The organism is Mesorhizobium sp. M7A.F.Ca.CA.002.05.1.1, assembly GCF_003998335.1.
Taxonomy (GTDB): domain Bacteria; phylum Pseudomonadota; class Alphaproteobacteria; order Rhizobiales; family Rhizobiaceae; genus Mesorhizobium.
The window spans coordinates 1-11,981 of the sequence record NZ_RZQI01000081.1; the positions used below are offsets into that span (position 1 = coordinate 1).

Below are 11,981 nucleotides of genomic sequence, written 5' to 3' on the forward strand. Positions count from 1 at the left end.
CATGGTCGATGACCGTCGCAACGCCCGCAGTTGTGGCAAGCGTCAGCGACGCGGCCAGTCCCAGTCTTCTTAACAGCTTCATTTCCATCAACCTCCCTTTGGATTTGGCCCTTTCAGGTGCCGGACCAGAGCTTGTGAGAACGTTCTCACAATTGGACAAAAAGTATCACACGCAGGCGCATGGTCATTTCCTTCGCGTCAGCAACCGATTTCCGATGTGGGTCAGGAACTCGCCCCGCAGCACCAGCAGCGCCCCGACGATGATCGCGCCCTCGATGATGGTGCGCCATCCCTCGCTGAGCCCGATGGCCGAGATCATCATGCCGAGCGTGGTCAGAAGGATTGCGCCGCCGACCGTACCGATGAAGGTTCCGCCGCCACCGAGGATCGAGGAGCCGCCGATCACGACGGCGGCTATCGAGGGCAGCATGTAGCTGTCGCCCATCCTGAGCGTCGCGCCGTTAGAGTAGCCGACCAGCATCATGCCGACGAAGCCGGCGCAAACGGCGCTGATCGCATAGGGCATGAGTTCGAGCCGGTTGACGTTGACGCCGGCGATGAGCGCGGCGTTCCTGTTGGTGCCGAGCGCGCGAAGCCGACGTCCTAGCGCGGTGAAGTTCTGCAGCAGCCAGCCGAGCAGGATGAAGGCGAGGGTGAAGTAGATGACCACCGGCACGCCGAGAAACCACGCCTTCATCAGCCATAACAGGGCCGATGGCGAACCGCCGCGCGGCGTGCCGCTAGTATAGCCGAGCGCCGCGGAGGCGATGACGATCGACGTCGCCATCGTCATGATGAAAGGCGGCACCTTTAGCCAGACGATACCGACGCCGCTCACCGCGCCGACCAGGGCACAGATGAGCAGGATGGCCGGCAGCATGTACCAGATGCCGGCGTCGTTCGTGCCGATCCAGTTCGTCGTCAAAACGCCGCCGAGCGTGATGAGCGCGGGTATCGACAGATCCAGTCCGCCGATCAGGATGACAAGCCCCTGCCCAAAGGAAAGGATGATCAGGAAGGATGCAAGGATCAGCACTGTGAGAACCTGGCTCCAGGAGCCGAGCGCCGGGCTGATGAAGCGCGAGCACAACACGAGCACGATGCTCAGTCCGAACACGACAAGTGTGTTCACCGTTTCGCGGTCCAGCTTCTGCCTGCCGCGCTGGTCGGAAGAGGCGTCGAAAGGCATCGCCATGTCCTTATGCGCGTTCACCGGGCGTCGTCCTTCTTGAGCAGGCGCGCCACCGCGTTGCCGAAGACGATCGCGAGCACCAGCACGAAGCCCTGGAAGATGCCGGTGTAGAAAGACGACACACCGCCCGAGAACAGCACTTTCTGCAAAAGCATGAGCGTGCCGGCGCCGAGGATCGAGCCGATAAGGCTGCCGCGGCCACCGCTGAGCGGTGTGCCGCCAAGCGCCACGGCGGCAAAGGTGAGCACCAGGAATGGAGTGCCCGCCGTCGGATTGCCGGTCGCGGTCTGGGCGCTCAGCATGAAGCCGGCGACGCCATAAAGGATGCCAGCGCCGACGAAGGCAGTGATGCGCACGCCCGATACGGCCACGCCGGAGTAACGGGCCGACTGCTCGTCGGCGCCGATCGCATAAAGGCCGATGCCGGTGTTCGTTCGCCGGAAGGCCAGCCACAGCACGGCGGCGGCAACCAGGAACAGACCGGCAATCGGAACGACACCGAAGAGCGTGTCGGTCAAGGTGTAGGTGACAAAGTCGGAGACCATGCCGCCGGGCGCGTCGAGGATGACGAGCGCCAGCCCCTGGCAGATGATCATCGTGCCGAGCGTCGCCGCGATGGTCTGGAGCCCGAGCCTGGCAACCAGAATGCCGTTGATCATGCCGACGATGGCGCCGATCGCGCAGCACATCAGCAGGCTGATCAGCGCTCCGCCCGGGCCGTCGAGCGGATAGACGGCCATCAGCACGTTGGTCAGCGAGACGACGCCCGCGACTGACAGGTCAAAGCCGCGACTGATGACGACCAGCGTCTCGCCCGCCGCCGCCAGCGCCAGCGGCGTCGAATTGTTGACGAGGTCGGTGAATGTGTAGACCGAGAGCGCATCGGGCTGCCAGAACGCGTAGAGCGCGTAGAGCAGGACGTAGATCAGCGCGACGATACCGGTGCCGCTGATGACGGCGCGCCAGAAAGGCGAGCGGCGAGGCGCTGGATTTGCCGCGATCGCGCTCATGCAGCCACTCCCTTCGCCGCACTCCGAGCGTGGCCGATCAGCGCGCCGACGATGGTCTGCTCGTCGATGGCGTCGCCCTGATATTCGGCAAAGATGCGGCCGCCGTAGAGCACGATACAGCGATGCGCGAGATGGACGAGTTCCGGCAGTTCGGATGAATAGAAGAGCACCGAGCCGCCGTCGGCGGCGAATTTGCGAATCGCCTCGTAGATCGACTGCTTGGTGCCGACATCGACCCCGCGCGTGGGATCGAAGAGCAGCAAGGTGCGCGCGCCGGTCATCATGACGCGCGCCAGAAGCGCCTTCTGCTGGTTGCCACCCGAAAGCTCGTCGATCTTGAAATGCAGGTAGCGCTCCTGAAGGTCGACCGCCGCGGCGGTTTTCCTCGCGGCGCGACGCTCGCCGGCGGGCCAGACGATGCCGCCCTGCGCAATGCGGGAAATGATCGGCAGCACCATGTTGCTGGCCGTGGTAAGGCCGCCGAGGATACCTTCCGATTTGCGATCCTCAGGCAGGTAGGCAAGGCCGTTGCCAAAATAGAGCGCGTCGCCTGGGCTGCCGATATGAGCGCGCACGCCGTCGATCTCGATGCTTCCGCCCTTCGCCTTGGCAAGGCCGACCAGTGTCCTGAACAGGTCGCGCTGCCCTTGACCTTCAAGCGCGGCGATGCCGACGATCTCGCCCTGCCTGACATTGAACGACACCTCGTTCAGGATGCCGCCCGAAAGGCCTTTGACGCTCAGCGCGATGGGCGCGGCATCACCTGCTACGGGCAATGTGTTGACCGTTTCACGCGCGCTGCGGCCGACCATCATCTCGAAGATGTTCTCGTCCGAGGCGCCCGAAAGCTCGACGGTGCCGATGCTGCGGCCGTTGCGCAGTATAGTGGCACGCGAGCACAAGCTGCGTACTTCCCCGAGGCGATGGGAAATATAAAGGATTGCGGTCTGCAAGGATTTTTGCCGCCGCACCAGCTCGAACAGCCATTCGACGTCGGCCAGCGCGGCCGTCGGCTCGTCGAGGATCAATAATTTCGAAGCGTGGGTGAAAGCACGGACGATTTCGAGCCGCTGACGGTCCGACAGCGAGAGCACACCCACGGGCGTGTCAGGATCGAAATACGCCAAACCATAATCCTTAAGCGTCTTTCGAGCGGAGGCTATCGCCGTGCGATGCGACGCGAGACCGAGCATGCCCCTGGGCATTTTCGGCAGCATCAGATTCTCGGCGATGCTGAGGTTGGGCAGCAGGCTGAGTTCCTGGAAGGCCGTCGCCACGCCCTGCGCCCGCGCACCGACGATGTCGTGCGGCGCATAGGGCGCGCCAAAGATCGACAGCGATCCGCTGTCCGGCTTCACCACGCCGCTGAGGATCTTGACAAGCGTCGACTTGCCGGCGCCGTTCTCGCCCAGCAGTGCATGGACTTCACCCGGACGCAGGTCAATGGAAACGGAATCGAGCGCGACTGTCGGTCCGTAAGACTTCGCAATCTTGGCGATGCGAACGGCTAGAGGGGTCTCGTCGGTGCTCATCCCTCCTCCCAAGGTAAGGTCGCAACTGCAGTGAGAACGTTCTCTGAGAACGTTCTCACCCTTTCATAAACCGATATTCGTTGTCAACCGGGTATTTGGCGGCCGCATCTCGCTCGACGGCATAGTTTGCGACTTCGCTTCGACATCGACACCGCGGGTCGGCTCATCGAGCAACAGAATTCGGCTGCCGGCATAGACCCAGCGCCCAATCACCACTTTCTGCTGGTTGCCGCCCGACAATGTGCCGACCGGCGTGTCGATCCGCGCCGTCTTGATGCCGATACGACGAATGATATCGCCCGCCGCGTCTGCCATGCGTGATGCCGAGATCACGCCGTTCACCGCCACTCTCGAGAAGTCGGTGGCGACGGTGTTCTCGTCAACGCCGAGTAGCGGCAAGATGCCATCCTCCTTGCGACTTTCAGGCTCATCCCGATTCCGCTTTTGACTCTCTCGCCATACGAGGCACTGGTGATGTTCTTTTGATCGAGCAAGACCGTACCGGCACGCACCGTATCGACCCCACCGATCGCCCCCAGCAGTTCGGTGCGGCCCGAGCCGAGCAGGCCGGCGAAACCCAGCACCTCGCCTCGCCTCGGGATCGAACGAGACACCTGAAAGCTTCGGTGGCACGGCAAGATCGCGCACCGACAACACGTTGTCTCCGCCCCTCGCCTCTCCTTTGCGCCACGAGTTGACCTAGCGCAGCACCGAGAAGCCTTAGGCGCCGGGCGGACCTGGAGGCGCAACCACCGACACCGACATTCGCTGATGGTGGCCATCTGAATTGAGAATTCGTCTCGAAGCAAAACAGCAAGATAATCCGGGTACACAATGAGGCGTGTCCCAGCCCTGATCCCATCAGTGATCCATCGCCTTGACGATCTCTTCAGTCATCTTCTTGGCATCGCCGAGCAGCATCATGGTGCCGTCCTTGTAGAACAGCGTGTTGTCGATGCCGGCATAGCCGGAGCCGAGCGAGCGCTTAACGAACAGGCAGGTGCGGGCCTTGTCGACGTCGAGGATCGGCATGCCGTAGATCGGCGACGACTTGTCGTCGCGCGCGGACGGGTTGGTGACGTCGTTGGCGCCGATGACATAGGCGACATCGGCCTGCGCGAATTCGGAGTTGATGTCCTCGAGTTCGAACACCTCGTCATAGGGCACATTGGCTTCGGCGAGCAGCACGTTCATGTGGCCGGGCATGCGGCCGGCGACCGGGTGGATGGCATATTTGACATCGACGCCATTGGCCTTGAGCTTGTCGGCCATTTCGCGCAGCGCATGCTGCGCCTGGGCAACCGCCATGCCGTAGCCCGGCACGATGATGACTTTCTGGGCGTTCATCATCAGGTAGGCGGCATCGTCGGCGGAACCCTGCTTGACCGTGCGTTCGATGCCGTCATCGGCGGCCGCTGCCGTCTCGCCGCCGAAGCCGCCGAGAATGACCGAGATGAAGCTTCGGTTCATGCCCTTGCACATGATGTAAGACAGGATCGCGCCGGACGAGCCGACCAGTGCACCGGTGATGATCAGCGCCAGATTGCCGAGCGTGAAGCCGAGTGCGGCCGCCGCCCAGCCCGAATAGGAGTTGAGCATCGAGACGACGACCGGCATGTCGGCGCCGCCGATCGGGATGATCAGCAGGATGCCGAGCACCAGCGAGGCCGCAACGATCAACCAGAAGACCAGTTTGGACTCGGTGGTGACCAGCAGCACGATCAGGACGACGAGCGCGATGGCAAGTGCCGCGTTGATGAAGTGGCGGCCGCCGATCATGATCGGCTTGCCGGACATGCGGCCATCGAGCTTCAGGAAGGCGATGACCGAGCCGGTGAAAGTGATGGCGCCGATGGCGACGCCAAGGCTCATCTCGATCAGCGCCTGGGCGTGGATGTCGCCATCCGTGCCGATGCCGAAGCTTTCCGGCGCATAGATGGCGGCGGCCGCCACCATGACGGCAGCGAGGCCGACCAGCGAGTGGAAGGCGGCGACCAGCTGCGGCATCGAGGTCATGGCGATGCGGCGCGCGGTGACGGCGCCGACGCTGCCGCCAATGGCCAGGCCGAGCACGATCAGGCCGAAGCGGCCGGCCGAGGGGGTTGCCAGCGCCAATGTGGTGGCGATGGCGATGCCCATGCCGATCATGCCGTAGAGATTGCCCTGGCGGCTGGTGGTCGGATGCGACAGGCCGCGCAGCGCCATGATGAACAGGACGCCGGAGACGAGGTAGAGGAAGGACGCGAAGTTGGCGTTCATGGCGCTCTACTTGTCCTTCTTCTTGTACATGGCCAGCATGCGCTGGGTGACGAGGAAGCCGCCGAAGATGTTGACCGACACCAGCATCAGCGCGACGAAGCCGAAGCCCGCGGCAATGCCGGAGGCGGCGATGCCGACGGCAAGCAGCGCGCCGACGACGATGACCGAAGAGATGGCGTTGGTGACGGCCATCAGCGGCGTATGCAGTGCGGGGGTCACCGACCAGACGACGTAATAGCCGACGAAGATCGCCAGCACGAAGATGGCGAAGCGGAAGACGAAGGGATCGATGGCACCGCCGGACAGCGCATGCGCGGCATCACCCGCCGCGTCGGCACCACCAGGCGCGGTCGCCAGATTGTGCACTGCCAGCCGAACCGCGGCGGAGGCCTGGTCGAGCTGGTCGAGGGCTTTCTGCAGGGTCTGATCCATCACGCGATCCCTTTCGGCTTCGACGAGGGCGACTTGGATGCGGCCGGTTTCTTGGGCGCGGCTTTCTTGGGCGAAGCGTCGGCAACCATGGTTGTGGCCGGGATCGCCGCCGGTTCGACATAAGGCTGCTGGTCGGGCTTGGCGAAGGACGGATGCACGATCTTGCCGCCGTTAGTCAGCATCGTTGCCTTGACCAGATCGTCGTCCCGGTTGATGGCAAGCGTTTTCGTCGTCTTGTCGACCAGCGTTTCGAGGAAGGCGAAGAGGTTCCGGGCATAAAGCAGCGATGCCGACGCCGCGATGCGGCCGGGCACATTGAGATGGCCGACAATCTTGACGTTGTTGGCGGTGGTGACGACCTTGCCGGCTTCGGCGCCCTCGACATTGCCGCCGCGCTCGACCGCCAGATCGACGAGAACCGAGCCTGGCTTCATCGAGGCGACCATCGCCGCCGATACCAGCTTGGGCGCCGGTCGGCCGGGAATAAGCGCGGTGGTGATAACGATATCCTGCTTGGCGATGTGCTCTGATGTGAGTGCCGCCTGCTTAGCCTGGTATTCCTTCGACATCTCCTTGGCGTAGCCGCCGGCCGTTTCGGCCGCCTTGAATTCCTCGTCCTCGACCGCAAGGAACTTTGCGCCGAGCGAGGCGACCTGTTCCTTGGCGGCAGGGCGAACGTCGGTGGCGGTGACGACCGCACCAAGCCGGCGCGCGGTGGCGATCGCCTGCAGGCCGGCGACACCGACGCCCATGATGAAGACCTTCGCCGCCGGCACCGTGCCGGCCGCCGTCATCATCATCGGCAATGCCCGATCGTATTCCGAAGCGCCGTCGATCACCGCCTGGTAACCGGCAAGATTGGCCTGCGAGGACAAGACGTCCATCGACTGGGCGCGCGTGATGCGTGGCATGAATTCCATCGAGAACGCGGTGACGCCAGCCTTGGCCAGGGCTGCCACAGCGGCATCATTGCCATAGGGATCCATGATGGCAATGACCGCTGTACCGGGTTTGTAGCTCTTCAGCTCGGCATCGCCGGGCCGACGCACCTTCAGCACGACATCGGCCTTGACGACATCGGAAGCCTTGCCGATCGTGGCTCCTGCCTTGGAAAACTCCTCGTCGGGGATGCGCGACCGCGTGCCGGCGCCGGCCTCGACGACGACGTCGAAGCCCAACGCCGCCAGCCGTTTCACCGTATCGGGCGAGGCCGCGACGCGCGGCTCATTGGCATCGAGCTCACGAGGGATGAAAACCGTCTGTCCCACCGCATGATCCTTTCGGCCGGAAGCTATTTCCCGCAAGACGCCGGCCGGCCTCGCGGCGGCGCCGTGGACAAGGTGTCGGAAAATCTATCGGAGGATAAAGGCGCCGACGGCCATAATCAGCACGAACAGGATGGTCGCCGAGAAGAAGCCGCCCGCGAAGAAGCCGAAGGCCATCGCCAGAAGCAGGGCTCCGCAGAAAAGCGATCCGTATTTGGCCAGCGCGAGAAAGCCCGCATAGGTGCGGTCATGCTCGGCATAGTCCATCTTCGCGCCCAGTTCGACAGGACCGGTCGGCGAGTGATCAGCCATAGGAATACCCCTTCGAAGACATCTTTCAGGCACATAGCGAAAAGCCGGGCCGAGAGCAATGGCGCTATTGCCGCACAACAGCGGACAACTGCCTCAAAGAAAGGTTGAAGCCGGCTGCCAACGCGCGACGGAGTCCGATCGCTGGATTCTGATGCTTGATGCGGAAAGATGCTTCGAAAGCAGACGCTTGCGTGGCCTAAGCCGGCGCCCTCAGCCGGCTAGATGCGGAAATAGCCCGAGCAACCCGACGACGATCAGATAGAGCGCGACGATGTAGTTCAACAGCCTTGGCATGACCAGGATCAGCACGCCGGCGATCAGCGAGATAAGCGGGGTGAGCGCAAGTGTGGAAATGGTCATGACGGGTTCCTTTGGCATATCCGTGGATTCGGCGACCAATGGCGAGGACGACAAGGCGCCGAGCCATCAGAACGCGTATCCGGCCGGAAAGCTCCAGTGGTTCTGCGAAACGCCTAATCTCAGGCGGCTTCGCGAAAATATTTGGCAGTCGGCAGGATGGTCAGCGGCGCCAATTCTCCAGCACCAGGTGTCTCGAACAGCATACGCTGCTCCAGAGATGTGGATCGGAAGAATGGAAAGCGCGAGAACGACCGCTCGCGAATGGCAGCGACATTGGCGCGATAGAGCACGACCTTGTAGTTCAGGCCTGGATAGTCGCGCAGCTCGCCGATCTGCTCAGAACAGTAGATACGACGGTAGAAACCCGCATGTTCGGGCCGGATAGTCGAGAGACAGTAAGGTGCGTCGAAGTAGAAGCAGGCCATTCCGGCAAGGCGCAGCGTCAGGTACGGGATCTGCGGATAGACCTTCGACCAGTCTGGGTCGGCAGCAAAGCGGCTCGGATCGGCAAAGTGCGCCCCGGCAGCCAGCATCGGGCGCAGGATGTCGCCGTAGACAGTTGTAGACGGCGATTGCGGCGTGGCCCGGCAGGCATGATGAATGCGCACCGTGGAGACCAGGATGCCGTCAATATAGACGCCGAACTTGGAACAATTTTCAGCTTCGTCGAGCTCGTCATGCACAATATGTTCCGGGTTTTCCGGCACCATATCATTCAAGCGATAGGATTTGTAGCGTAACCTATAGATGTCTTCGAGGTCCTCTCCCTTGTCGCAGCGGCGATATTCCGTCCGCTCAAGCATCGCTGAAACATTGCGGGCGAAACTCGACATGCTGTCGGGCGAATTTTCTTCACCCCCGCCCGCCACATGGCCAAGCGCTTCCAACTGCACATCCATACTCAAACCCTCGTAAGTTTCCGCCGCAGTTCAACCTACGACGGGACCCTGAGATGTAAAAGATGAAAATGGAGCACACGTCGTTTACCGATCATTAACGTTAACGATCCGTAAATTTTTATGAAAAGGCGACATTCTTCCCGGCACCGGTCAGCGGCGTGCGGCTCTCTTGGCTGTATTGATGTCCTTGGCGAAGGGCCATACCGTGTTCGACATGGTCTCGATGCCGGAAGCGCTGAGCGCCGAACCGAACAGGAACCCCTGGACAAGGTCGGGCTTGACCTGCAGCGCCAGTATCTTGAGCTGCTCGAAGGTCTCTACACCCTCGACGGTGACCGAAAGCCCCAGCGGCCGCGATAGGTTGACGATACCCTTGAGCAGCTCGAGCGAACGGGGGTTCTGGGTGACGTCCATCAGGAACGAGCGGTCGATCTTGATCTTGTCGAGCGGCAGTTTGTGCAGATAGCTCAGGCTCGAATAGCCGGTGCCGAAATCGTCGAGCGCGATGCGTACGCCGATCTGCTTCAGCTCCTCGATATACTGGCGCGTCAGCGACTTGTCGTCGAGCAGCGCCGTTTCGGTGACCTCGATCTCGAGCCGGGAGGCGGCGAGGCCGGAGCCGGCCAACGCATCGCGAACCTTCTGGATGACGTCGCGGTTGCGGAAATCCTTGGCCGAGAGATTGACCGAGACGCTGGTCTGGTCCGGCCATTTGGCGCATTCGGCGCAGGCTGCCTGCAGCACGAAGGTGCTGATCTCGGAAATGATGCCCATTTCCTCGGCCAAAGGAATGAAGATGCTGGGCGAGATCGGCCCGAGATCGGGATGATCCCACCGGCACAACGCCTCGCAGCTGGCGATACGCATGGTGCTCATCGCCACGATCGGCTGATAGACCACCCTCAAGCCCTTGCTTTCCACGGCTGTACGCAGGTCCGCCTTCATCAGCTGACGGTTGCGGAAGGCGGCATCCATCGAGGCTTCGAACAGCCGCCAGCTGTTCTTGCCGAGCTCCTTGGCCTTGTAGAGCGCCAGGTCCGCCTTGACGATCATGGCGTCGACATCGGTATCCTTGACCCGTGACAGCACCGCGCCGCCGCTGGCCTGAATGCGCAGCCCGTGACCGGCGACGTCGACTTCCCCTTGCAGGCCGGCGAAAATCTCGTCGAGCTGGCTGGTCAGATGGCTCTCATCCTCGACGCGGTCGAAGAAGATCATGAACTCGTCGCCACCGAAACGGCTGACCGTGATATCTTGCCTGGCAATGGCGGCAAGCCGCTCGGCAACGGCATAGATCAAGCCATCGCCGATCGGATGGCCAAGCGTGTCGTTGACGCTCTTGAAATCGTCGAGGTCGAGCACCGCAAGGCCGCAGAGACGATCGCGATCGCCTGATACCATGGCCTCGCCTACCAGTTCATGGAAATAGGCGCGGTTGGGCAGGCCGGTGAGGTTGTCGTAACGTGCCATGAAGCGGATCTTGTCTTCCGCCTCGACACGGGCGGTGACGTCCTCGAAGGTGATGACGCCCAGTTCCTGGCTGCCTTCGCGAGCCGAGAACTCGTAATGCTGGCCGTTGGCGAGGGAAACCAGCACCTTGCGGTCGCGGCCCTCGCGCAGGGCACGCGTCAGCTGGGCCTCGATGTAGCGGCAATCCTTGGGCGCCAGCATGCCGCCGGCGACACCGCGCATCAACAGACCATGGATCGACCGGCCGAGCAGCGCGTCGGGCGACTTGAGCGACATCAGATGCGCCGCCTCGGCATTGGCCACCGCGACGCGGCCGTCCGGGCCGAGCATGACAAGGCCGTGCGACATGGTGTTGAGCGCTCGGTTGAAGCGCTGGGCGATGCGATTGGCCTTCTTTTCCTCGGACAGGGCGGCGAAAAGCACCTCGCGGACCAGATCGGCGAAGCGCTTGATAGCAAAAAGAAATGGCGCCGAAAGCAGGCCGAGAATGAAGTGATAGGGATCGCCCCGCAGGATGAAGCCCAGCGAGATCGGCCAAGTCATGGTCATAATGAAGATCACGACCATCCTGGGCGAACCATAGTTGCGGCCAGCAATAGACGTGGCGGAGGCAAGCGTCACGCAGACGGCAGCTATTTCCGCGAACGGGTCATAGGCAAGATAGATGCCGACAAAGCAGAAGGCGCCAAGCATGAAGCCATGCATCGAGCCGTACAGTATGTAGTCGTTCTCGCGGCGACGCGCCTCTTCCCAATTTTGAGGCGAAGGAGCGTGGCGATATTTCCTGATGTTGCGAAGACGAAGGAAGGCGACAGCCAGCAGTCCGAGGGTGACGGCGAGATAGGCCGGATCCATGGTTTTCCAGTAAACCAGCACGACCAGCAGGGTTTGGGCAAAGAATCCTATCGAAAGCGTCAACCCGTCGCGAAACAAGGTTTCCACGAACGGAATGTAGACGTCGACCGGAATCTCGTTCTTCTTTATCAGATTCAACGCCTGAATCCCAACCCTGGGGAGCCAAGCAGTGCCACATCCGCCTTAAGAAAGATTTAGAGAGGCCCCGCCGCTCCTGCCGTCAAGCCGGGTGACGTAACGGAAAGCAAGGAAATTGTCGTTCAGGTAAACAAGGCGTATCGATCATTCCGCGGCCTGAAGTTTCGGCCGCGCCAGCGTACTCGACAGGCGTTCGAGCAGCCTTTGGCGTTCGCTCAAGGCCTTGTCGGCGCTGGCTCGACGGACGTGGCCATAGC

General features: G+C 62.1%; 10 protein-coding genes and 1 pseudogene. All 11 read right to left on the reverse strand.

Translation table 11 applies throughout. The annotated features are described in order from the left end of the window. Positions 1-184: 184 nt before the first annotated feature. Positions 185-1,213, reverse strand: a complete 1,029-nt coding sequence (locus EN939_RS06690) for an ABC transporter permease (RefSeq protein WP_127267390.1) — start codon at positions 1,211-1,213, stop codon at positions 185-187. Continuing rightward, positions 1,210-2,202, reverse strand: coding sequence for an ABC transporter permease (locus EN939_RS06695; protein WP_127267391.1), 993 nt, complete (start codon positions 2,200-2,202; stop codon positions 1,210-1,212). Before EN939_RS06695 ends, EN939_RS06690 begins: the two co-directional genes overlap by 4 nt. Beyond that, the gene (locus EN939_RS06700) at positions 2,199-3,734 is read right to left on the reverse strand and encodes a sugar ABC transporter ATP-binding protein (protein WP_127267392.1); all 1,536 of its coding nucleotides are present in this window, start codon (positions 3,732-3,734) and stop codon (positions 2,199-2,201) included. The genes EN939_RS06695 and EN939_RS06700 overlap by 4 nt, the downstream gene beginning before the upstream one ends. A gap of 126 nt (positions 3,735-3,860) precedes the next feature. After that, positions 3,861-4,330, reverse strand: a pseudogene (locus EN939_RS40020) (ATP-binding cassette domain-containing protein); the annotation flags it as partial. Positions 4,331-4,595: 265 nt separating this feature from the next. Next, positions 4,596-5,993, reverse strand: a complete 1,398-nt coding sequence (locus tag EN939_RS06710) for an NAD(P)(+) transhydrogenase (Re/Si-specific) subunit beta (RefSeq protein ID WP_127267393.1) — start codon at positions 5,991-5,993, stop codon at positions 4,596-4,598. Positions 5,994-5,999: 6 nt separating this feature from the next. Then, on the reverse strand, positions 6,000-6,425 hold the full coding sequence (locus EN939_RS06715; RefSeq protein ID WP_127267394.1) for a proton-translocating transhydrogenase family protein: 426 nt from the start codon (positions 6,423-6,425) through the stop codon (positions 6,000-6,002). Next, positions 6,425-7,693: a Re/Si-specific NAD(P)(+) transhydrogenase subunit alpha gene (locus EN939_RS06720; RefSeq protein ID WP_127267395.1), complete on the reverse strand. Its 1,269-nt coding sequence runs from the start codon at positions 7,691-7,693 to the stop codon at positions 6,425-6,427. Before EN939_RS06720 ends, EN939_RS06715 begins: the two co-directional genes overlap by 1 nt. Before the next feature lie 84 nt (positions 7,694-7,777). Further along, on the reverse strand, positions 7,778-8,002 hold the full coding sequence (locus EN939_RS06725) for an aa3-type cytochrome c oxidase subunit IV (protein WP_127267396.1): 225 nt from the start codon (positions 8,000-8,002) through the stop codon (positions 7,778-7,780). A 210-nt stretch (positions 8,003-8,212) separates the two neighbouring features. Then, positions 8,213-8,362, reverse strand: coding sequence for a DUF3096 domain-containing protein (locus EN939_RS06730; protein ID WP_013528205.1), 150 nt, complete (start codon positions 8,360-8,362; stop codon positions 8,213-8,215). Positions 8,363-8,481: 119 nt separating this feature from the next. Beyond that, positions 8,482-9,261, reverse strand: coding sequence for an N-acyl amino acid synthase FeeM domain-containing protein (locus EN939_RS06735; protein ID WP_127267397.1), 780 nt, complete (start codon positions 9,259-9,261; stop codon positions 8,482-8,484). A gap of 150 nt (positions 9,262-9,411) precedes the next feature. Then, on the reverse strand, positions 9,412-11,724 hold the full coding sequence (locus EN939_RS06740; RefSeq protein WP_127267398.1) for a putative bifunctional diguanylate cyclase/phosphodiesterase: 2,313 nt from the start codon (positions 11,722-11,724) through the stop codon (positions 9,412-9,414). Positions 11,725-11,981 lie beyond the last annotated feature (257 nt).

Bases quoted from the DNA above. Each gene is read 5' to 3' on its own strand.
- EN939_RS06695 (WP_127267391.1), bottom strand. From the start codon at position 2,202: ATGAGCGCGATCGCGGCAAATCCAGCGCCTCGCCGCTCGCCTTTCTGG.
- EN939_RS06700 (WP_127267392.1), bottom strand. From the start codon at position 3,734: ATGAGCACCGACGAGACCCCTCTAGCCGTTCGCATCGCCAAGATTGCG.
- EN939_RS06710 (WP_127267393.1), bottom strand. From the start codon at position 5,993: ATGAACGCCAACTTCGCGTCCTTCCTCTACCTCGTCTCCGGCGTCCTG.
- EN939_RS06715 (WP_127267394.1), bottom strand. From the start codon at position 6,425: ATGGATCAGACCCTGCAGAAAGCCCTCGACCAGCTCGACCAGGCCTCC.
- EN939_RS06725 (WP_127267396.1), bottom strand. From the start codon at position 8,002: ATGGCTGATCACTCGCCGACCGGTCCTGTCGAACTGGGCGCGAAGATG.
- EN939_RS06730 (WP_013528205.1), bottom strand. From the start codon at position 8,362: ATGACCATTTCCACACTTGCGCTCACCCCGCTTATCTCGCTGATCGCC.
- EN939_RS06735 (WP_127267397.1), bottom strand. From the start codon at position 9,261: ATGGATGTGCAGTTGGAAGCGCTTGGCCATGTGGCGGGCGGGGGTGAA.